The 22,351-nt window shown below is 57.5% G+C and carries 19 protein-coding genes; 15 read left to right on the top strand and 4 right to left on the bottom strand.

Translation table 11 applies throughout. The features are described 5' to 3' along the window. The first annotated feature begins 11 nt into the window (after positions 1–11). Positions 12–1,463 carry an Asp-tRNA(Asn)/Glu-tRNA(Gln) amidotransferase subunit GatB gene (gatB, locus tag ACN0XM_RS07465; RefSeq protein ID WP_417566298.1) on the top strand — a complete coding sequence of 484 codons (1,452 nt, stop codon included), beginning with the start codon at positions 12–14 and terminating at the stop codon, positions 1,461–1,463. Between the two features lie 327 nt (positions 1,464–1,790). Here gatB and rimO read toward each other — a convergent pair whose 3' ends face one another. Continuing rightward, entirely contained in the window at positions 1,791–3,140 is a 1,350-nt protein-coding gene (rimO, locus tag ACN0XM_RS07470) for a 30S ribosomal protein S12 methylthiotransferase RimO (RefSeq protein WP_417566299.1), read from the bottom strand. Positions 3,141–3,455: 315 nt separating this feature from the next. Here rimO and ACN0XM_RS07475 point away from each other — a divergent pair, with 315 nt between their 5' ends. From ACN0XM_RS07475 to ACN0XM_RS07490, 4 genes are all read left to right on the top strand, one after another. Further along, complete coding sequence (locus tag ACN0XM_RS07475) at positions 3,456–3,866, top strand: PilZ domain-containing protein (RefSeq protein WP_417566300.1); 411 nt, start codon at positions 3,456–3,458, stop codon at positions 3,864–3,866. A 159-nt stretch (positions 3,867–4,025) separates the two neighbouring features. Next, complete coding sequence (gene cysD / locus ACN0XM_RS07480) at positions 4,026–4,934, top strand: sulfate adenylyltransferase subunit CysD (RefSeq protein ID WP_417566301.1); 909 nt, start codon at positions 4,026–4,028, stop codon at positions 4,932–4,934. Between the two features lies 1 nt (position 4,935). Next, the gene (gene cysN / locus ACN0XM_RS07485) at positions 4,936–6,594 is read left to right on the top strand and encodes a sulfate adenylyltransferase subunit CysN (RefSeq protein WP_417566302.1); all 1,659 of its coding nucleotides are present in this window, start codon (positions 4,936–4,938) and stop codon (positions 6,592–6,594) included. Positions 6,595–6,711: 117 nt separating this feature from the next. Then, positions 6,712–7,728, top strand: coding sequence for a nucleoid-associated protein (locus tag ACN0XM_RS07490; protein WP_417566303.1), 1,017 nt, complete (start codon positions 6,712–6,714; stop codon positions 7,726–7,728). On the opposite strand, the gene trmH is transcribed toward ACN0XM_RS07490, so the two are convergent. Beyond that, positions 7,664–8,449: a tRNA (guanosine(18)-2'-O)-methyltransferase TrmH gene (gene trmH, locus ACN0XM_RS07495; protein WP_417566304.1), complete on the bottom strand. Its 786-nt coding sequence runs from the start codon at positions 8,447–8,449 to the stop codon at positions 7,664–7,666. The two genes, ACN0XM_RS07490 and trmH, sit on opposite strands and share 65 nt — an antisense overlap. A gap of 227 nt (positions 8,450–8,676) precedes the next feature. On the opposite strand from trmH, the gene miaB reads away from it, so the two are divergent. From miaB to lnt, 5 genes are all read left to right on the top strand, one after another. Beyond that, a complete protein-coding gene (gene miaB, locus ACN0XM_RS07500; RefSeq protein WP_417566305.1) occupies positions 8,677–10,023 on the top strand; it encodes a tRNA (N6-isopentenyl adenosine(37)-C2)-methylthiotransferase MiaB in 1,347 nt (448 codons plus the stop codon). 388 nt (positions 10,024–10,411) lie between these two features. Next, positions 10,412–11,395, top strand: a complete 984-nt coding sequence (locus tag ACN0XM_RS07505; RefSeq protein WP_417566306.1) for a PhoH family protein — start codon at positions 10,412–10,414, stop codon at positions 11,393–11,395. Continuing rightward, positions 11,392–11,865, top strand: coding sequence for an rRNA maturation RNase YbeY (gene ybeY, locus ACN0XM_RS07510; protein ID WP_417566307.1), 474 nt, complete (start codon positions 11,392–11,394; stop codon positions 11,863–11,865). Before ACN0XM_RS07505 ends, ybeY begins: the two co-directional genes overlap by 4 nt. Beyond that, positions 11,862–12,707: an HlyC/CorC family transporter gene (locus ACN0XM_RS07515; RefSeq protein WP_417566308.1), complete on the top strand. Its 846-nt coding sequence runs from the start codon at positions 11,862–11,864 to the stop codon at positions 12,705–12,707. Before ybeY ends, ACN0XM_RS07515 begins: the two co-directional genes overlap by 4 nt. Further along, positions 12,697–14,259: an apolipoprotein N-acyltransferase gene (gene lnt, locus ACN0XM_RS07520; RefSeq protein ID WP_417566309.1), complete on the top strand. Its 1,563-nt coding sequence runs from the start codon at positions 12,697–12,699 to the stop codon at positions 14,257–14,259. Before ACN0XM_RS07515 ends, lnt begins: the two co-directional genes overlap by 11 nt. Here the strand turns inward: lnt and ACN0XM_RS07525 are convergent. After that, positions 14,228–14,776, bottom strand: a complete 549-nt coding sequence (locus ACN0XM_RS07525) for a zinc ribbon-containing protein (RefSeq protein ID WP_417566310.1) — start codon at positions 14,774–14,776, stop codon at positions 14,228–14,230. The two genes, lnt and ACN0XM_RS07525, sit on opposite strands and share 32 nt — an antisense overlap. Positions 14,777–14,984: 208 nt before the next feature. Here ACN0XM_RS07525 and leuS point away from each other — a divergent pair, with 208 nt between their 5' ends. The 5 genes from leuS (at position 14,985) to ACN0XM_RS07550 (ending at position 20,362) form a co-directional block, all read left to right on the top strand. Continuing rightward, positions 14,985–17,570, top strand: a complete 2,586-nt coding sequence (gene leuS, locus ACN0XM_RS07530; RefSeq protein WP_417566599.1) for a leucine--tRNA ligase — start codon at positions 14,985–14,987, stop codon at positions 17,568–17,570. After that, positions 17,554–18,159 (top strand): LPS assembly lipoprotein LptE, encoded by a 606-nt coding sequence (gene lptE, locus ACN0XM_RS07535; protein WP_417566311.1) that lies wholly within the window; start codon positions 17,554–17,556, stop codon positions 18,157–18,159. The genes leuS and lptE overlap by 17 nt, the downstream gene beginning before the upstream one ends. Then, positions 18,156–19,163, top strand: a complete 1,008-nt coding sequence (gene holA / locus ACN0XM_RS07540; protein WP_417566312.1) for a DNA polymerase III subunit delta — start codon at positions 18,156–18,158, stop codon at positions 19,161–19,163. Before lptE ends, holA begins: the two co-directional genes overlap by 4 nt. Positions 19,164–19,274: 111 nt before the next feature. Continuing rightward, on the top strand, positions 19,275–19,538 hold the full coding sequence (locus ACN0XM_RS07545) for a hypothetical protein (protein ID WP_417566313.1): 264 nt from the start codon (positions 19,275–19,277) through the stop codon (positions 19,536–19,538). Positions 19,539–19,726: 188 nt separating this feature from the next. Beyond that, positions 19,727–20,362 (top strand): endonuclease, encoded by a 636-nt coding sequence (locus ACN0XM_RS07550; protein ID WP_417566314.1) that lies wholly within the window; start codon positions 19,727–19,729, stop codon positions 20,360–20,362. Between the two features lie 97 nt (positions 20,363–20,459). Here the strand turns inward: ACN0XM_RS07550 and ACN0XM_RS07555 are convergent, their stop codons facing one another. Further along, entirely contained in the window at positions 20,460–22,250 is a 1,791-nt protein-coding gene (locus tag ACN0XM_RS07555; RefSeq protein WP_417566315.1) for an acyl-CoA dehydrogenase C-terminal domain-containing protein, read from the bottom strand. Positions 22,251–22,351: the final 101 nt, after the last annotated feature.

A 22,351-nucleotide genomic window follows, 5' to 3' on the forward strand; every position in this document is an offset into this window, starting at 1 on the left:
GGAGAACGACTATGCAGTGGGACATTGTGATCGGGCTGGAAATTCACGTTCAGCTCGCCACCCGAACCAAGATCTTTTCCGGCTCCAGCACCGCGTACGGCGCCGAGCCCAACACCCAGGCCAATGCCGTTGATCTGGCCATGCCGGGCACCCTGCCGGTTCCGAATGAGCAGGCCTTCCGATATGCGGTAATGTTTGGACTGGCGGTGAATGCCGAGATCGAGCGACGCTCGGTGTTTGAGCGCAAGAACTATTTCTATCCGGACCTGCCCAAAGGCTACCAGACCACCCAACTGGAGCGCCCGATTGTGGGACCCGGCTATGTGGACCTTGACCTGGCCAATGGCGAAACCAAACGCGTGCGCATTCACCACGCCCACCTGGAAGAAGACGCTGGCAAATCCCTCCATGAAGACTTTCATGGCATGACCGGTGTCGACCTTAACCGGGCCGGAACACCACTGATCGAAGTGGTCACTGAACCTGATATGACCAATTCGGAAGAGGCCGTGGCGTTTGCCAAAAAACTGCATGGCATTGTGACGTCCCTCGGCATCTGCGATGGCGATATGTCCCAGGGCTCCATGCGCTTCGACGTCAACATCTCCCTGAAGCCCAAAGGCGCAGAAACGCTGGGCACCCGTACCGAAACCAAGAACCTGAACTCGTTCCGCTTTATGGAACAGGCCATTGCCCATGAAGTCGAGCGGCAGATGGACATCCTGGAGGACGGCGGCAGGATCGTGCAGGAAACGCGCCTGTACAACGGCGACCGGGACGAATCCCGCTCCATGCGCACCAAGGAAGAAGCCAACGACTACCGCTACTTCCCTTGCCCGGACCTGCTGCCGGTGGAGATCGATGACTCGTTCATCGAACAGGCCCGCAATAGCCTGCCGGAACTGCCGGATGCCAAGAAAGCACGGTTTATGGAGCAGTATGGCCTGAACGACTACGACGCAAGCCTGCTCAGCGGCGACTCACAACTGGCCGCCTTCTTCGAGGAAGCCGCCAGCCACTGCAAAGATGCCAAGCTGGTGGCCAACTGGATCCAGGGCGAATTCTCCGCCCGCCTGAATGCCGAAGAGAAAGCCGTTGCCGACTCACCCATCAACGGGGCCCAGCTGGGTGACCTGGTGGTGCGGATTGCCGACAACACGGTCTCGTCCGCCGGTGCGAAGAAGGTCTTCGAGGCGCTTTGGTCTGGCGAGAACGACAATGTCGACGCCATCATCGACGCCAAGGGCCTGAAGCAGGTATCCGACACCGGGGAACTGGAGAAGATGGTCGATGAGGTTCTGGCCGGCATGCCGGATCAGGTCGCGCAGTACCAGGAGGAATCCGATCCCAAGAAGCAGAAAAAGATGCTTGGTGGGTTTATGGGGCCGCTGATGAAGGCCTCTAAAGGTCAGGGGAATCCGAAGCTGTTTAATGAGATTCTGGTCAAGAAACTCGGAGGCTGACTTTTCGGTTCTCCTGCTAGCCGTGGGTCGTGATTTTGATTGCGGCCCCAGCCTGGTTGTTGCGGGGGAGGCCTTGGCAGGAAGCTTCTCCCAAAAACCGCTACGAGCACGTCCATGTGCGCTTGTTTCCGGCCATCCTTGGCCTCCAACATTTTTGGGAGAAGCTTCCTGCCAAGGCCTGCGAACTCCTAGGTATTCGTGGGTTGGATTAGCAAAGCGTAATCCAACCAAAATCCTGAATTTGGTGTTAACTGCCTGTCCGGGCAGCCGTCCCCGCCCGTGCGTCAGCTCCAACCCAAGAAGGCTAGGAGCCCAACGAGAGGCCGGTCACACCAACCTGGCCCAAAGATCATGCTCATCGGCATGCTCAACCACAGCCTGAACAATCTCCCCAGGAACAAGGTCGGTTTCATCGTTGAGATAAACCATGCCGTCAATCTCCGGCGCATCCGCTTTGGAGCGACCGATGGCGCCCTCTTCGTCAACTTCGTCGATCAGCACGTCGATGGTTTTACCGATTTTAGCCTGCAGGCGGGCGGCTGAGATTTCGGCCTGCTTCTCCATAAATCGGGCCAGGCGCTCTTCCTTTACCTCTTCCGGAACCGCACCTTCCAGCTCGTTGGCTTTCGCGCCTTCAACCGGGCTGTATTTAAATGCGCCGACACGGTCCAGCTGCGCTTCGTCGAGCCAATCCAGCAGGTACTGGAAATCTTCCTCGGTTTCGCCGGGGAAGCCGACGATGAAGGTCGAGCGGATGGTCAGCTCGGGGCAGATTTCCCGCCACTTGCGGATACGGTCCAGGGTTTTGCTGTCGTGGGCCGGGCGTTTCATGGCCTTGAGGACTTTCGGGCTGGCGTGCTGGAACGGGATGTCCAGGTACGGCAGGATTTTGCCTTCGGCCATCAGCGGGATGATGTCGTCCACATGGGGGTACGGGTAAACATAGTGCAGTCGCACCCACACACCCATTTCACCCAAAGCCTCACACAGCGCCTGCATTTTGGTTTTCAGCGGGCGACCCTGCCAGAAGCCGGTGCGGTATTTGATATCCACACCGTACGCCGAGGTGTCCTGGGAAATCACCAGCAGCTCCTTGACGCCAGCATCCACCAGGCGCTGGGCCTCATCCATCACATCCCCTATGGGGCGACTGACCAGATCGCCGCGCATGGATGGAATGATGCAGAAGGTGCAGCGGTGGTTGCAGCCCTCTGAAATCTTCAGGTAGGCATAGTGCCTTGGCGTCAGTTTTATACCCTGGGGTGGAACCAGATCGGTGAACGGGTCGTGCTGTCTTTTCTGGGGCACAAACTGGTGAACGGCGCCGACCACCTCCTCGTAGGCGTGGGGGCCTGAGACAGCCAGAACTCCTGGGTGAGTCTCACGGATCTTGTCGGCTTCGACACCCATGCAACCAGTGACGATGACTTTTCCGTTTTCGCTGATGGCCTCGCCAATGGCATCCAGGGACTCCTGCTTGGCCGCATCGATAAAGCCACAGGTATTCACCACCACGATATCGGCGTCGTCATAGGTTGGGACCACATCGTAACCATCGAGCCGAAGCTGGGTGAGGATACGCTCGGAATCCACGAGGGCCTTGGGGCAGCCAAGGCTGATAAAGCCGACCTTGCCATTACCGGTTTGTGTAGCGGGGTTCTGGGTGTTGTCTGTCATAAAAGGCTTGGAATTCCCGGAGCTCGGTAAGAGCCCACAAATGAATGAAGACCGGCATTTTACACCAGGCACGGTGCTACCTGCAGCAAAAGCCCGACCTGTATTTCGGGTGGATAATACTGACAGGTGTCAATTTTTGTGACGCTTTGTTCAGAAACATTTAACAAAACTGCCACAATAGGCGGCAGACTTCTTGCTGATCACAAAGTAAACAACTACACTTTCACGCGTTTATCATGAGTTTAAGTGTTTTTCTGGAAGGGATTTATGGGAAAGGCAGCCTCATTTGCAACCAGACACGCCAGAAGAGTAAACATGAAACCTGTCGCCGCCAAACAGAATCTGCGCAATCAGCAACGGGTGGACGTAGCCACCGACATCACCATTGAAACGTCGGATGGCTGCTGCCTGACCTGTTCGATTTCCAATCTTTCACGCACCGGCGTGATGATTTCCTGCAATCAGGAAACGGTGAAACGATTGATTCCAGAGCAAAAGGCGCCTGCGCCCGGCAACTGGATTGCCGTCAAAGCCCGGTTCTCGGTGCCCGTTGTTGCCACCCAACCGGTTGCCATCATTGCTGATGGCAACATCGTACATATGCGCCGGATCGCCAGAGACGAATTCTGGTTGGGCATCCAGTTCGCGGAATTTGAGGGCAACGGCTTCGACTATGTCGACCGATACGTTGCCAAGCTGCTGGCCGATTCCCCCAGTCCGGTCTGAGCCGAGCGCCCGCTTTTCCGAGGCCCAGCGCCAGCCACCTGCTATATTGTTATAACGCCAATGTCTAGTTGGCCGTCTTCTTATGCCCTTACCAGCTCTGGTATAGTTGCCTATAAATTCGCATAGCCACAACGGCCCGCACGGCGGCAACGGATTACCATGACCACATACAACCTCACGCACCTGAAACAGCTGGAAGCGGAAAGCATCCACATTATCCGGGAAGTGGCAGCCGAGTTCGACAATCCGGTGATGCTGTATTCCATCGGTAAAGACTCCGCGGTAATGCTGCACCTGGCCCGCAAGGCCTTTTATCCTGGCAAACCGCCCTTCCCCCTCATGCATGTGGATACCACCTGGAAATTCCGCGACATGATCGATTTCCGGGACCGCAAGGTAAAGGAATACGGACTGGACCTGATCGTTCACAAGAACGAGGACGGCATCAAACAGGGCATTGGCCCATTCACTCATGGTAGTGCCAAGCACACCGACGTAATGAAAACCCAGGCCCTCAAGCAAGCTCTGGACAAATACAAGTTTGATGCGGCGTTCGGCGGCGCCCGCCGGGACGAGGAGAAATCCCGGGCCAAGGAGCGCGTGTATTCCTTCCGCGATGAATACCATCGCTGGGACCCGAAAAACCAGCGCCCCGAGCTGTGGAACATCTACAACGGCAAGATCAACAAGGGCGAAAGCATCCGGGTGTTCCCGTTATCCAACTGGACCGAGCTGGATATCTGGCAGTACATCTACCTGGAAGACATCGAGATTGTTCCCCTTTACTACTCCGCAGTGCGCCCGGTGGTTGAGCGCGATGGCACCCTGATCATGGTGGACGATGACCGCATGCCTCTGAAGGAAGGCGAGAAGCCGATGATGAAATCGATCCGCTTCCGCACCCTCGGCTGCTACCCGCTGACCGGCGCTATCGAATCCGAGGCGGACACCCTGCCGGAGATCATCCAGGAAATGCTGCTGGCCACCAGTTCCGAGCGGCAGGGTCGCGTGATCGACCACGATTCAGCCGGCTCCATGGAACAGAAAAAGCGGGAAGGATACTTCTAAGATGTCACACCAGTCTGATCTGATTGCTGAAGATATTCAGGCCTACCTGAAACAGCACGAAAACAAGGAACTCCTGCGCCTGCTCACCTGCGGCAGCGTCGACGACGGTAAAAGCACCCTGATTGGCCGCCTGCTGCATGACACCAAGATGATCTATGAAGATCATATGGCGTCGCTCAAAACCGACAGTGCCAAGATGGGCACCACCGGCGAAAAGCTGGATCTTGCCCTTCTGGTAGACGGCCTGCAGGCGGAACGCGAACAGGGCATTACCATTGATGTGGCCTACCGGTACTTCTCCACCGACAAGCGCAAGTTCATCATCGCCGACACCCCGGGCCACGAGCAGTACACCCGGAACATGGCCACTGGTGCATCCACTGCACAGGTCGCGATCCTGATGATCGATGCCCGTCACGGTGTGCTGACCCAGACCCGACGGCATTCCTATATCGCATCACTGCTGGGCATCCGCCACATTGTTGTCGCGATCAACAAAATGGACCTGGTGGCTTTCAGTGAAGAGCGCTTCAACGAAATCCGGGACGACTATCTGGGATTTGCCGCCAAGCTGGGCCTGAAGGATATCCGCTTCGTGCCGATTTCCGCCCTGGAAGGTGACAACGTGGTAAACAAGAGCGAGAGCATGCCCTGGTTCACCGGCCAGCCGCTCATGGAAATCCTGGAAACCGTGGAAGTGGGCCGGGACAAGAATCTGGAGCACTTTCGATTCCCGGTTCAGTACGTAACCCGCCCGAACCTGAACTTCCGCGGCTTCTGCGGCACCATCGCCTCCGGCGTGATCCGCCCGGGCGAAAAGGTCATGGCATTGCCCTCCCGGCGCACCAGCACCGTGAAAGAAATTGTAACCTTTGACGGCAACCTCGAAGAAGCCTACATCGACCAGGCCGTCACCCTCACGCTGACCGATGAAATCGACATCAGCCGCGGCGACATGCTGGTAAAGGTGGAAGACGAGCCCGAAGTGGGCAACCGCTTCAACGCCAACATCGTGTGGATGACCGACGCGCCGTTGGAAACCGGCCGGCTTTACGACATCAAGCTCGGGCCCACCTTCACCTCGGGCACAGTGAAGAAAATTCACCATCAGACCGACGTGAACACCCTCGAAAAGAACGAGGATCCTGCCGCCCTGCAGCTGAATGAGATCGGCCTGTGCGAGCTGACCCTGAACCAGCCGATCGCCTTCGACGCGTACCAGCGGAACCACGCCACAGGCAGCTTTATCGTGATTGACCGGCTGTCAAACGTCACCATCGGTGCCGGCATGGTTGCAGGCCTGGCGGATGCTGGCGAATCCCTGGACCCCGTGTCCGTCGAAGAACGTGAGCGCCGCCTGGCCCAGAAGCCGGCAATCATCGCCTGCAACGGCAAACAGGCGCCGGCGCTGGCTCTGGCGGTTGAGCGGGCGTTGTTCGACCAGGGCAAGACGGCGGTTGTGGTCTCCGAGGAGAACGCCGGTAATGCGGACGAACGTCGCGGCGTTGCTCAGTTGCTCTCCGCCCACGGCCTGATTGCCATTGCCGTTAACCTCGGATCCGACATCGCCAATGCCACCACTACGGCAGACAGCGAACAGGAAATTCCTGAGGCCGTCAGCCAGCTTGTGCAGGAATTGGTTCGCAGCAAGCGTATTTAATATTTTGATGTGCGACCATAACGGTTGCTGAAGGTCGCGGCCGACCATGGCAAAATCACCAGCCCCGGAAACTGACTCCGGGGCTTTTTTCATTCTGCCAACAGGAGCATTTCGTCTATGGCCATCAAACACCTCCGCACCGCCTTCGCCAGCCAGTACCAGCCGGGCCAGCCCGCCCGCCTTGTTACCGGCGAGGCCCTGCAGGAGCCCGGTGGCGATTACGAAGGCCTGCACAAGCAGATGAAGCGGCTGTTCAACAGCAAACCCGGCAAGAAATACGGGCGGTTCTCCGAGGATCTCGGCGAGTGCCCGCTCAGCGCCTGGCTGAAGGACTACCTGGAAGACAAGCAAAGCTTCGGCGCCATGACCGACCGCCTGTTCGGGCAGTGGCAGGAGCTGCTGACCGGCAGTCAGGAGGAGTTTGATGGCCACTTGATGATCGTGCATGACGCCCTGGCCGACTCAGAGGTGGTCTACCTCTTTATCCTGGAAAACGACAGCGCCATGCGGTTCGATGGCAATGAGTCACTGGATGCCACCGATGTTCTCAGCGTCTCGCGCCTGAACCTGGCTGTTCGCATCGAACTGGACGACTGGCGCAGCAATAACCCGGCAGAAAACTACATGACATTGGTCCACGGCCGCGGCACGGGCGAGCCCGGGGAGCTGTTTATTCGCCTGTGCGGGTTTACCAACCAGGTGGATGTGGAAAAGGAGACCATGACGTTCCTGGATGCGGTGGAGGCATTTGCCAAGTCCTCCGAACCGGAAAAGGCCGGCGAGGTACGCAACAAGGCGTACGAATTCTGCAAGGAGCAGCATGCCCTTGGGGAACCGGTGGAAATCGAGGCATTGTCCGGCTATCTGGACGAGAGCGAGCCGCAACGTTTCAAGGAATTTGCCTCGAAAACCGCAGAGCTTCCGGAGAGTGGCGTGCTTCACCCAGATCACCGAAAGGTCAAGAAGCTGGTTCGTATTGCGGGCTCCGGGGGTGGTATGAGCGTGTCGTTTTCATCCGACCTGGTGAACCAGGCGATTTACTATGACCGGGACAAAGATGCCCTGACGATCACTCGACTTCCCAAGGCTTTGCGGGAGCAGCTTCAGCGGTATCTGGAAGCTCGCGAGGAGTAAGGTTTTTGGGGTCGTCGTCCCATCTTGGGCGATTTGCCCTTAACTTTCGAACCTCCTGCATCCAGCCGACACCGTCAATCAATTCTCCGGTTTCCGGATCAATAGGCGGGTATGGCAGCTTGCGGTCGTCGCAGTAGCGTTTGACCGTGGGCTGGCACCAGCGGAACAACAGGCGGTTGTATTCGTCATCCGGCAACCGGCGCCGGTCAAACAGGCCAGCCAGTTTTCTTTGCCTCTGGGCTTCGGACAGGATAATTGCGCAGGCGGCGGAGACGTTCAGGGATTCCACCATCCCCATCATCGGAATCACGATGTGCTCATCGGCCTGGGCCGCGGCATCGGCGCTGACACCGTCCACTTCGTTTCCCAGGATCACCGTGCACGGCACGGTAAAGTCCGCCTCCCGGAAATCAATGGCCCGATCCGAAAGCTGCGCCGCGTAGAGCTTGTGGCCCTGCCCTTTCAGGTTTGCAATGGCCTCGTCCATGCTGCGGTGGGTATGGGTGGTTACCCAGTTGTAGCTGCCGCCGGCGGTTTTCCGGAACGCCCGGAAGCCTTCTTTTGGCCACACCACGTGCGTGTTTGCCAGCCCGAATGCATCGCAGGAGCGAATGATGGCAGACAGGTTGCGGGGTTTGTGGACCTGGTCGGTGAGGACGCTGAGGTCCGGTTGCCGGGTGTTGAGGGTTTGTTTGATTCGGGCGAGGCGTTCGGGGGTCATTGTATTTTGTGAGTTTGTTTGTGTGTTTAAAAGGTCTTCTCGCGAGGACCGTCGAAGCGATTGGGGAGGAGTTTTCGAAAAATAATACCACAGTCCGACTAGCAACAAGCCGAGACAAAGGTGGTTGAAGAATGATCACCCCGTTATACTACGCAGTTCCTTTTTGCTGGCGCCCTTTAGCAACCACCCAGTTCCCGGCGCAACATCCACCAGATTACGTGAGACCCATGGCCAAAAAGCTGTACATCAAAACCCACGGCTGTCAGATGAATGAGTACGACTCAGCCAGAATGGCAGACCTGCTCAAAACCGGCGAAACCGTCGAAATGACCGATTCGCCGGATGATGCCGACATCCTGTTGCTGAATACCTGCTCCATCCGGGAAAAGGCCCAGGAGAAAGTGTTTCACCAGCTCGGCCGCTGGAAGAAGCTTAAAAGCAAAAAGCCCGACCTGATCATCGGCGTAGGCGGCTGCGTGGCTTCCCAGGAAGGCCAGGCCATCATCGACCGGGCGCCCTACGTCGACATGGTCTTCGGCCCCCAGACCCTGCACCGACTGCCGGACATGATTACCGAAGTGCGCGCCAAGGGTAATGGCGTGGGCGTGGTGGATGTCAGTTTCCCGGAGATCGAAAAGTTCGACAACCTGCCCGATCCGGGTGCCGACGGCCCGTCCGCTTTTGTGTCTATCATGGAAGGCTGCAGCAAATACTGCACCTTCTGTGTGGTGCCCTACACCCGCGGTGAAGAAGTCAGCCGACCAGCCGACGATGTGGTCGCCGAAGTCGCCCACCTGGCCAGCCAGGGGGTTCGGGAAGTGAATCTCCTTGGCCAGAATGTGAACGCCTACCGTGGCGCGACCCACGATGGCGACACCATGGACCTGGCGGAACTGATTGAGCTGATTGCCTCCATCGACGGTATCGACCGCATACGTTACACCACCTCCCACCCGGTGGAGTTCTCGGATGCCCTGATCGACGTCTACGAGCGCGTACCGGAGCTGGTCAACCACCTGCACCTGCCGGTTCAAAGCGGTTCTGATCGCATCCTGTCTGCCATGAAGCGCGGCCACACGGCACTGGAGTACAAATCCAAACTCCGCCGCCTGCGCAAGATTCGGCCGGATATCAGCTTCTCCTCGGATTTCATCATTGGCTTCCCGGGGGAAACCGAGAAAGACTTTGAAGACACCATGAAGCTGATCAACGACATCGGCTTTGATATGTCCTTCAGCTTCGTCTACAGCGCCCGCCCGGGGACGCCGGCCTCGGATCTCCCGGACGAGACGCCGATGGAGGTGAAGAAGCAACGCCTGAGCATTCTGCAGGAGCGTCTGAACCAGAACGTGATGGATATTAGTCGGAAGATGGTTGGAAGCACCCAGCGGATTCTGGTGACCGGCCTGTCCAAGAAGGACCCTGGGGAGTATGCGGGGCGCACGGAGAACAACCGGATTGTGAACTTCCGGCATGAGAATCCGGAGGTTGTTGGGCACTTTATCGATGTCGAGATTGTGGAGGCTTATCCCAACTCTCTTCGCGGGTTGCCCGTTAGCTCTGAGTTGTTTTAGGCCCGGCTTCGTAAGCGTCCGGCTTGGGAGTTTGCCGAGTGGTGGAATATCTCAATGAGGGGATAACGGATACAGGTCGTAGTCTGCGTTGGATTAGACGAAGTCGTAATCCAACAACATCCCTGTAACGGAGAAATCTGTCGGATTACGCCTCCGGCTAATCCGACCTACTTGTTTTTTTATGTTCGGGCCGGCACATAGATTGATCAGGGTGAGGGGCGGAAGGGGGCTTCCAAAAACGTGGAGCGCCAGGGATGGCGCGACCGAGCCCTACAGGGACGTACTTGCGGGCGCTTTTTGGAAGCCCCCTTCCGGCCCTAGCCCGTTACAATGAAATCAGAAACACGTGCTCCCCGAAACTAGGGGAGTAGACCAAAACGGAGCACTTTTGAACGCCAACGATCACAGACAATTTGACCTGCACCCGATGGACCAGCGTCGGCTGGCGACCCTTTGTGGCCAGTTTGATGAAAACCTGAAGATGATTGAAAAACGCCTGCAGGTGAAAATTGGCCGGCGTGGACATCACTTCCGGGTGGAAGGGGAAACCGAACATGTGGCGGCGGCCGTTGAGGTTGTGCGGCATCTGTATCGGGAAACCGACGCCACAGAGGACATTTCGCCCGATACCGTGCACTTGTTTATCCGGGAAACCGGCTTTGAGCGGTTGCCCGAAGATGTGCCCTATGACGGCTCGGTGTCGGTGATCAAAACACCCAAGCTTCAGGCCAAGCCCCGTGGTGCGAATCAACAGAAATACGTGCACAGCATCCGCACCCACGATATCAACTTCGGGATCGGCCCCGCCGGTACCGGCAAGACCTGGCTGGCGGTTGCCTGTGCGGTGGAGGCTCTGAAAGACGAGCAAGTGAAGCGGATTCTGTTGGTGCGCCCGGCGGTGGAAGCTGGTGAGAAGCTCGGCTTCCTGCCCGGAGACCTGGCTCAGAAGGTGGACCCGTATCTACGCCCGCTGTACGACGCCCTATATGAAATGCTCGGCTTTGAGCAGGTGACCCGGCTGATCGAGAAAAGCGTGATCGAGATTGCGCCGCTGGCGTTCATGCGCGGTCGAACCTTGAACAACTCGTTTATCATTCTCGATGAAAGCCAGAACACCACCCGGGAACAGATGAAAATGTTTCTGACCCGGATCGGCTTCGGTTCTACCGCCGTCATTACCGGCGACACGACCCAGGTAGATCTGCCCCGCGGCCAGAATTCCGGGCTGATTCATGCTGCCGGTGTGCTGAGCAAGGTGCCGGGCATTGGCTTTACCCGGTTTGAAGCGAAGGACGTTGTACGCCATCCGCTGGTTCAGCGCATTGTGGAAGCCTACGATTCTTTTGACGACGGGAGCGCGACCAGCCGGTGAGCAAGCTGACAGTGGATTTTCAGCAGATTTACGAGGCGCCCGGAATTCCATCGGAACAGGCGTTCCGGAAATGGGCGCAACTGGCGTGGCAAGGGGAGGATCCGTCCGAGGTAACTGTCCGTATTGTCGGAGCCGAAGAGAGCCGGTCGCTGAATTATCAGTACCGGGGCAAGGACAAGCCGACCAATGTGTTGTCCTTCCCATTTGAGGCGCCAGCCGGTATAACGGTGCCTTTGGCGGGAGATCTGGTAATTTGCGCGCCGGTTGTTGAGAATGAAGCTCGGGAGCAGCGGAAATCGCCGGAAGCGCACTGGGCCCATATGGTGGTGCACGGTATGTTGCACCTCCAGGGTTACGATCATATTGAAGACGAAGATGCCGAGGCCATGGAAGCCCTCGAAGTCCGGTTGCTGGCACAGCTTGGATTTGGCAACCCCTACGAAGCAGAGGAAACGGAAAAAGACTCATGAGCGACGATCAGTCGAGTCGCAGCCAGGGCAGCAAATCCTGGCTGGAACGTATATCACAGGCCTTCTCCAGCGGGCCTGAGTCCGTCGAGGACGTGCTGGAAATCCTGCGGGACGCCGAGTCCCAGAACATCATCGATGTCGATGCCATGAGCATCATCGAGGGTGCCATGCAGGTGATTGACATGCGGGTGGATGAAATCATGATTCCCCGCTCCCAGATGGTCACCGTCAAGGCATCCCAGGACCCGAAAGAGTTTCTCGGAGAAATAATCTCCTCTGCCCACAGCCGCTTCCCGGTGATCGGCGATAGCCAGGATGACGTGATTGGCGTCCTGCTGGCCAAGGACCTGCTTCCCCTTGCCCTGAACAACGATCTGAACTGGAATCGAATCCGGGAAATTCTGCGGCCGCCAACCTTTGTTCCCGAAAGCAAGCGCCTGAACCAGCTTCTCAAGGAGTTCAAGGAAAACCGCAACCACATGGCCATTGTGGTGGACGAGTACGGCGGCACTGCCGGGCTGATCACCATCGAGGACGTGCTTGAGCAGATCGTCGGCGAAATCGAAGACGAACATGACTTTGATGAGGAAACCCACATCAAGGCACGGGGTGATGGCAGTTACGCGGTCAAGGCGGTAACGCCAGTCGATGATTTCAACGAATTCTTCGAGACCGAATTCGATGAAGAAGAATTCGATACTATCGGTGGCGTTGTACTCAAGGAGTTTGGACACCTGCCCAGACGGGGCGAATCGGTTGAATTCGGCGGATTGGGCTTTACCATTGCCAACGCCGATAACCGTGTCATCCGTCTGTTGCAGGTAACCCGCAGTGAACCATGATGTTAAAAACGCCAACGCCCTGAATACCCCGCTATCAACCAACCGCTGGCTCGGCGCGGCGACCCTGGTGGTTGCCGGCGCGCTGCAAACCCTGACCTTTTCTCCGTTTCAGCTCTGGTGGCTGGGGCCGGTCTCGGTTCTGCTGATCCTGCTGGTCACGGTTCCTCTGGCACCGGAAAAGCTGTTCAGGGCCGGATGGCTGACCGGGCTTGGTCTGTTCGGCAGTGGTGCCAGCTGGGTGTATATCAGCATCAGCGAGTACGGCAACACGGCGATTCCCGTCGCCATCCTGCTGACCGTCGCCTTTGTGGCTGGCCTGGCACTGTTCCACGGCCTGGCGTTCTGGTTCTGGGGCATTCTCGCAAAGAAGAGCGCCATCCGCCGACTGATCCTGTTCCCTGCGATCTGGATTCTGGGGGACTGGCTTCGGGGCTGGTTGCTGACCGGTTTCCCATGGCTGTATCTCGGTACCGCTCACACCGATGGTCCGCTGGCCGGCCTGGCGCCTGTAACCGGTGTCCACGGCCTAACCTTCTGGATCACCGCTACCGGCGCTGCGCTCTACGCGGGCTGGTGGCTGGCTAAACATCTCAGACCGGTCGCCGCAGCTATCACCCTGGCGATGGCACTGATTCCCTGGCTGATCGCTCCAACCATGAACCGGGTTGACTGGACCGAGCTCAGCACCGAGGCCACAACCTTTGCCGCCATGCAGGGCAATATCCCCCAGCAGATCAAGTGGGATCCGGACTTTCTTAAAGACCAGATTGTGACGTACCTCGGCATGACCGAGGGCTACTGGAACACCGACCTGATCCTGTGGCCGGAAACGGCCATTCCCATTCCCCAGGATCAGGCCGGCAAAATCATCGAGCACATCAGCGGTGAGCTGGGCGAAAACAGCACTCTCATTACCGGCATTCCATGGTACGGCTTCAGTGATCGTATTGAGGATTTCACATATCACAACAGCATCATGGCCATCGGCAATGGCGACGGCATTTACCATAAGCAGAAGCTTGTTCCGTTTGGGGAATATGTGCCTTTACAAAGCATGCTGAGGGGGCTGATCGGGTTCTTTGACCTGCCCATGAGCAGCTTCAGCCGGGGACCCGCCGGGCAGGATCCACTCAAGGCAAATGGCATCAAGATCATGCCATTCATCTGTTACGAGGTGGCCTACCCGGATTTCGTCGCGTTCAACGCCCGAGGTGCCGACCTGTTGCTGACCATCAGTAACGATGGCTGGTTCGGAGATTCCATCGGGCCCCTGCAACATTTGCAGATTGCCCGGATGCGCGCCTTGGAAACGAGCCGCTATATGGTGCGGGGCACCAATAATGGCGTGACCGCAATCATCAATAGCCGGGGCGAGCTGACCGAGACCATCCCTCATTTCGAACGCGCAACTCTTACCGGCGAGGTCTTCACCGCCACCGGCAGCACGCCTTACATGCAAACCGGTTCCTGGCCAGTGCTGACTCTGGCGGTCATCCTGATCGTGTTTGTCCGGGAGCGGATCATTCCTCCCGTTTCGGCCAGCGGCTCGTAACCCGCTCGTAGTAATGGGAGCCGCAGGCATCGCAAGGTTCGAGATGGCTGGTAGCGGTCAGGCAGCGCATATGGCCGCAATTCAGGCACTGGAACATACCTGCGGTGGCCACTTCTCCGGAAATATACTGACCGACCTCCTTGTTCTCCAGTTTCTGTTTGAGTTCCAGGGTATCGACCAGGGTTTTGTCGGCAACAGACAATAACCGGTCCGCCAGTTGGTGCTCCAGCAACGCAATGTCCAGCTGTAACCACTCCCCCAGGCCTTCACCGGTTTCGTCCACAAAATGCATCAGGTGCTCAAGGTCCCGCTGCAGGTAGGCCCCCAGAAGATCCGCTTCCTCCCGGGTCATTTCCTCCAGTTCGTACTCGAACTCCACCGCCTTCTGCACCTCTTCCTCCAGAGTCTGGAGCGACGTCTGTTCCAACACATGGAGACGGGAATTCACCCGTTCCAGCATTCGGTCATAAACTTCCAGGGCTTTTCCTGAGAGATGGCTTCTTTCTGGTGCTGTCATAATGACTCCTCGATACTGGACTCGGGTGCAAGGGCCAGGCTGAATCCGCTGCCGGCACTTCTCCCATACCAGCTAGTCTGGCACAAGACGGGAAAATTGGCAGACTACCTGTAAAGCCAAGTGTGCGTTAGAATGTGCGGCCCGCTCCGGACATCATTTTGGTACAGGGTTTTATTTTTCACACAAGGTAATTTCGGTAATGGCAGGAATGGACGAGCAATACAATCCCCGTGACGTAGAGCAGAATGCCCGCAATTTCTGGGAAGAGAACAAGACCTTCATGGTCAAGGAAGAGCCAGGCAAGCCCAAGTACTACTGCCTGTCCATGTTCCCCTACCCCAGTGGCAAGCTGCACATGGGGCACGTCCGTAACTACACCATTGGCGATGTCGTTTCCCGTTACCAGCGCATGCAGGGCAAGAATGTGATGCAGCCCATGGGCTGGGATGCTTTCGGCCTGCCCGCCGAGAACGCTGCCATTGCCAACAAGACGGCTCCAGCCAAGTGGACTTACGCCAATATCGAATATATGAAAAACCAGCTCAAGCAGCTGGGTTTTGGTTATGACTGGGACCGGGAGCTGGCCACCTGCAAGCCCGATTATTACCGTTGGGAACAGTGGTTTTTCGCCCGTCTGTATGAGAAAGGCCTGGTGTACAAGAAGATGTCCACGGTGAACTGGGATCCCGTGGATCAGACGGTTCTGGCCAACGAGCAAGTCGTGGATGGCCGTGGTTGGCGCTCCGGAGCCCTCGTGGAGCAGAAGAAGATTCCCCAGTGGTTCATCCGCATTACCGACTATGCCGAGGAGTTGCTGAACGACCTGGATCAGCTGGAAGACTGGCCCGAACAGGTCAAGACCATGCAGCGGAACTGGATCGGCAAGTCAGTGGGTACCGAGCTGACCTTCCCGCTCAAGGACAAAGACAGTGGCCTGACAGTCTACACCACACGCCCCGACACCCTGATGGGCGTGAGCTACATGGCGGTTGCCGCCGAGCACCCGCTGGCTAAAGAATCAGCAGAGCGCCACCGTGATGTGGCCGAATTTGTGGAGGAGTGCCGTAACAGCAAAGTGGCCGAGGCCGAGCTGGCCACCATGGAGAAGCGTGGCATCGACACGGGCTTCAAGGCCATTCACCCGCTGACCCAGGAAGAAATTCCGGTCTGGATAGCCAACTTTGTTCTGACCGACTACGGTACCGGTGCCCTGATGGCCGTTCCGGGCCACGACGACCGGGACCATGAGTTCGCCCTGAAATACCGCCTGCCCATCAAACAGGTTATTGCGGCAAACGATGGTCGCGAGATTGATGTTCAGGAGCAGGCCTTTACCGAGAAGGGCACGCTGGTGTCTTCTGGCAAGTACAGCGGCCTGACCAGTGAAGAAGCCTTCGACGAGATCGCCAGTTACCTGGAAGAACACAACATCGGCACGCGCACGGTCAACTATCGCCTGCGTGACTGGGGCGTGTCCCGGCAGCGTTACTGGGGCGCACCGATTCCGATGATGACCCTGGAAGACGGTACCGAGATGCCGGTTCCCGATGACCAGTTGCCCGTCCTCCTTCCGGAAGACGTCGAGATGGACGGGGTGCAGTCGCCAATCAAGGCGGATCCGGAGTGGTGCAAAACCGAGTACAACGGCCAGCCGGCGACACGGGAAACCGATACCTTCGACACCTTTATGGAATCGTCCTGGTACTACGCCCGCTTCTGCAGCCCCAATTACGACAAGGGTATGCTGGATCCGGCCGCTGCCAACTACTGGCTGCCAGTGGATCAGTACATCGGTGGCATCGAACACGCCATCCTGCACCTGCTGTATGCCCGCTTCTTCCACAAGCTCCTGCGGGATGTGGGTCTGGTGACCAGCTCCGAACCCTTTAATCGGCTGCTCTGCCAGGGCATGGTCCTGGCCGAAACCTACTACCGCGAAGACGGCAAGGGCGGCAAGGTATGGATCTCTCCCGCCGAGGTCATCGTTGAACGCGATGAAAAGGGTCATCCCATTCGGGCGGTACACAAGGACGATGGCGAGCCTGTGATCTCCGGCGGCGTCACCAAGATGTCCAAATCCAAGAATAATGGGATCGACCCCCAGGCCATTATCGACCAACACGGCGCCGATACCGTGCGCCTGTTCATGATGTTTGCCGCGCCGCCGGAGCAGTCCCTGGAATGGTCCGACAGCGGCGTGGAAGGCGCCCACCGTTTCCTTAGGCGTCTGTGGCGCCTGGTGAATGAACACGCAGGGTCCGGGTCTGCTCCGGCGGTGGACTCAGCTGCCCTGGACGAGAGCCAGAAGAATCTGCGGCGCAAGACCCACGAAACCATCGCCAAGGTCAGCGACGATATCAGCCGCCGACTGACATTCAACACGTCCATTGCCGCCGTTATGGAACTGCTCAACGAAGTTGGCAAACTTCAGGATGACGAACCCCAGACCCGAGCCGTTCGTCAGGAAGCCCTGGACACGGCGGTTCTGGTGCTCTCCCCGATTGTGCCTCACATCTGTCATACGCTCTGGCAGGCACTGGGCCATCAAGAACCGGTCGTCGACGCACCCTGGCCGAAAGCCGATGAGAGCGCCATGGTGCGAAGCCAGATTCAGGTGGTGCTTCAGGTCAATGGCAAGGTTCGCGCCAAGGAAGACGTTCCAGCGGACATCAGCAAATCCGATCTGGAAAAACTGGCTTTGGAAAACGAGAACGTGATGCGTTTCACCGAAGGTGCCACGGTGCGCAAGGTGATCGTGGTGCCCGGTAAGCTGGTGAATGTGGTGGCTAACTGATATGCCCCGGCACTCTGCTCTGAGATCCCTGGCCCGCCTCTCGATTGCTACCTCCCTGTTGGCGATTCTGGCGGGATGCGGATTCCAGCTGCGGGGCGCGCCTCCGGTATCAGCCGCCCTTCAACCGCTTGCGGTGGATTGTTCCTCACCGGTTCCCGAAACGCTTTGTCTGTCGGTCAGGGAGCAGCTCAAGCTTGGAGAAATCAACCTCGTTGACGTTGCGCAGGCCGACTATATTCTGCGCCTCGGTAACTTTGAGGAGGACCGGCGAGCGACCGCCATCACCGCCCAGGCGGCCGCTGCGGAGTATACCCTTCGTCATTCGGTGGTTCTTGAGGTTGTCGGTGCTGACCGCATCCCTATCGTTGCCTCAACCCGACTGAGCTCCAGTGAAAGTTACCGGTACGATGAAACCAATGTACTGGCCAAACAACGTGAGGAAGAAACACTTCGCCAGCAACTGAACGACCGTTTGGCGCAGCAGGTTCTTTTCCGCCTCGCGCCTCTGACCTCCGAACGGATTGATGCCATTCGGGCGGAATACAACCGCACTCAGGATGCCGACGCTCCAGCAACAGGCAAGCCATGAAGACCAATCCGGGACAACTATCCCAGCTACTGAAAAAGAGCCTTGCCCCGGTCTATCTGATTTCCGGGGATGAACCGCTGCTCGTTCAGGAGTGTTGCGATCAGGTCCGAAAGGCCGCGAAAGAAGCCGGATTCCATGATCGCCTGACTTTCCATGCGGATCATCAACTGGACTGGAACGCGGTCGCGGACGAATTCAGCGCCATGTCCCTGTTCGCCGAAAGACGGCGCATCGAAATTCATCTGCCAACCGGCAAGCTCGGAGACGGCCGCGCGGTACTTGAGCGTGTGCTTCAGGAACCTCCTGAGGACATCATTCTGCTACTGATCAGCGCCCGCCTGGATGCCGCGGAAACACGCCGCAAATGGTACAAAGAGCTCCAGGGCAAGGGTGTGCATGTACCGGTTTGGCCGGTAGACGCTGACAAATTCGCGGGCTGGCTTCAACAAAGGGCCAGCAGCCGTGGACTCAGCCTGACCCGTGGCGCTCTGGCGATCATGAGCGAACGCCTGGAAGGCAATCTGCTTGCCGCCAGCCAGGAGCTGGACCGGCTGGCTCTGCTGGCGAACGGCAATACGATTGACGAAGAAACCGTTGAACAGGCCGTCCAGGACAGCTCCCGGTTCAGTGGCTTCGAGCTGGTCACGGAGCTGATATCCGGCCGGGCACCCCACGCCTGCAAGATGATCAGCGTGCTGCAGCAGGAGGGTGAAAACCCGCTGGGATTGCTGGCAGTCCTGAGCCGCGACCTGAACCTGTTGCTTGAACTGAAATCCGCAGCCGGCCAGACGGAAAACCCCGCCTCATTCCTGAAGAAAAGAGGCGTATTCCAGCCTCAGCGGGCACGAGCGATGGAACAGGCTTCCCGCCGCCTGAATCGCGCTCAGCTGCACGACGCCATTGCACTTTGCAGCCAGGTAGACCGGGCAACCAAAGGCTTCGACCCCCTTTCCCCCTGGCACTATCTCAGAGATATGTCGGCGCTCCTCGCCGCCCGCGCCTGACCCAGGTCAAACTGTCTCCCCCTTGTTATCTTTGTGGCCCGGCAACCCCTTGACAGTTTTTCGGAATCGGGCGCATTGTAAGCACACCATCAATCCAAGGAGGAGTTTTAGATGAGTCTTCAAGACGAGTTCAAAAAGCTATCGGAAAAGGTCAAACAGTATCGGGATGAAGCGCATGTGCAGCTTCACCTGGCCCGCGAAGACGTAAAGGACGAATGGGACGATCTTGAGCAGGACTGGGATCGCTTCCGCACCAAGATCGAACAGATGATGCACGATGCGGAAAATGCCTCTCAGGAAGCCCGTCAAACCACCAAGAAGCTGGGTGAGGATCTGAAGGCTGGTTACCAGAACATTCGCAAGAAACTGAAGTAAAAGTGTCAACCCGTTAACACTACGCTACAAATATCTACCATAGAGGCTCCGTGGGTCGGAGTCTCTGTGCCATACTTCACAGTATCAGTGAACAAAGCGTCATAGTTTTGACCCCGCCTGCTCAAATCCCGACCAGGAGGGCCTGAATTGCCAGGGCGCTTGACCACACTGCGAGGTATAAATGGCGTATGACACAATTCTTACTGATACCCACAACATTCGTCCTCCTGCTCACCACAACCCTCGTTATTGGCCAAAACATCCGTTTCAGTGATCCGGAAACGGTAATTTCCGACCATTTCTGGGGCAATCTTTACGTCAATGGCGGGAATTCATTCTTCTGCGACACCCCTTTTACCGGCAATGGCTTCATGCTCACCGATGGGTATGTGTACCCGCTAGCGGATGTGCGCAGCGCGCTCGACTGTGGGACGTCGCGCCAATGTGAACGAGACAACCGTTATCGGCAGATAGCCTCAGACCTGCACAATATGGTGCCAGTGCGTAGCAGGACCGAAATGGGTCGGCGCAATACCCGGTACGAAGACTTGGGCACTGCCGTTAAAACAGACGAGTGCGGTATTCGCCAGAGCGCTCAGTTCTTTGAACCCCCCGCTCGGGTCAAAGGCGATGTTGCCCGGACGGTTGCCTACATGGTCGACACCTACCAACTGCCATGGCTGGGAGCCGCTGCCGTGTTCAAGGGCTGGAATCAGCTGGACCCGCCTGACGACGGAGAGCTGACGCGCCATCGACGCATTGTCGAAATTCAGGGGAACGAAAACCCATTCATCACAGATCCCGAGCGAATGGAAAGGCTTTGAACTTCCGGCCCTGAGCTGGTGTCTACCCGTATCAGACGAAAAAGGGTCAGATGAAAATTCCATCTGACCCTTTTTGTTATTCGCCGTAACTCTGGAATCAGAATTCCTCGGCAGTCAACGCCATCATCGATTCACTGCCGCTACGGATACCCTCGGCCAGAGAAACGGTTTTTGGCAGTAGCCGGTCGAAATAGAACCGCGCTGATTTCAGTTTTCCGCTGTAAAAGCCTGAGGTATCGCCTTCAGCCTTGGACGCAGCGGCCTTCGCGATCTTCGCCCACATGTACCCGAGAGCAGTCAGGCCGAACAGGTCGAGGTAATCTACCGAGGCAGCGCCAACGGCGTTCGGGTTGTCGGCCGCCTGCCTGATCACATGTTCTGTCACATCGTCAAGGCGCTCAATTGCAGCAGCAAGAGGCTCCAGGAACGGGCGCAGGTGTTCGTCACCGCTGTTTTCTTCAAGGAAGGTCGCGACATCCTGGGCAAACAGTTCGTAAAGCTTACCCTGGCTGCCGACCACTTTGCGGCCCATGAGGTCCAGCGCCTGGATGCCGTTAGTGCCCTCGTAGATCTGAGTAATCCGACAGTCACGAACGAGCTGTTCCTGTCCCCACTCGCGAATGAAACCATGGCCACCGAAAACCTGCTGGCCCATGATACAGGCTTCCAGACCACGATCGGTCAGAAAGGCCTTGGCCACCGGTGTCAGCAGTGCCACCATGCCTTCAGCATGCTTGCGGCGCTCGTCATCTTCAGCATACTTGGAGATGTCCAGCCACTGCGCCACGTAGGTTGAGAAAGCGCGGCCGCCTTCGACATAGCCTTTCATGGTCAACAGCATGCGGCGTACATCCGGGTGCACTAGAATCGGGTCCGCCGCTTTTTCAGGCTGTTGGGCACCGGTGGGTGCACGGCTCTGAATACGATCAAGAGCATATTCCCGGGCACTTTGCAGCGAGGCTTCCGCGGCACCGATACCCTGGATACCAACGCCCAGGCGCTCGTAATTCATCATGGTAAACATGGCTGCCAGACCTTTGTTCTCCTCGCCGACCAACCAGCCTTTGGCGCCGTCGAAGTTCATTACGCAGGTGGCGGATCCCTTTATGCCCATCTTTTTCTCGATGGAGCCGCAGCTGAAGCTGTTGCGCTCACCCAGAGACCCATCGTCGTTCACCATGAACTTGGGCACCAGGAACAGGGAAATGCCCTTCGGGCCTTTTGGGGCGTCCGGCAGCTTGGCCAGCACCAGGTGGATGATGTTCTCCGCCATGTCGTGCTCGCCCCAGGTTATGAAGATCTTGGTACCTGTAACGTTGAAGGAGCCGTCATCGTTGGGTTCGGCCTTGCTACGGATAATGCCCAGGTCCGTGCCGGCATGGGGCTCAGTCAGGTCCATTGCACCGGACCAGACACCAGAGTACATATTGGGGAGGTATTTTTCTTTCAGCTCCTGGCTGCCGTGGGCATCCAGGGCAAGGCAGGCACCAGCGGTCAGCATGGGTGCCAGGCCAAAGGCCATGTTGGCACCCTGCATCATCTCTTCGAACTGAGCCACCAGCGTCTTGGGCATACCCATACCGCCAAATTCCGGGTTACCACCCAGGCCATTCCAGCCACCTTCCACGATGGTCTGGTAGGCTTCCTTGAAACCCTCAGGGGCGGTTACTTCTCCATTGCTCCATTGGCTGCCCTGCTCATCACCTTCGCGGTTCAGGGGGGCAAGAACGCCACTGGTAATCTTACCGGCCTCTTCCAGGATCGCGTCTGCCGTATCCGGGTCAACATTTTCGGCAACTTTCGGCAACGACGCCCACAGGGCGGGCGCGTCAAAAACTTCGTTCAGAACAAAGCGCATGTCACGTAGGGGTGCCTGATAATCAGCCATCTAAAACTCTCCAAAATTTCTGTCAGTCTGTTCAGGTGGCAAAGGGGCCTTGGTTCCGGCCGGTCACACCTGCTTGGGCTATGTGTCCGCTGAAGATTATT

The organism is Marinobacter sp. (assembly GCF_048269445.1).
Taxonomy (GTDB): Bacteria; Pseudomonadota; Gammaproteobacteria; order Pseudomonadales; family Oleiphilaceae; genus Marinobacter.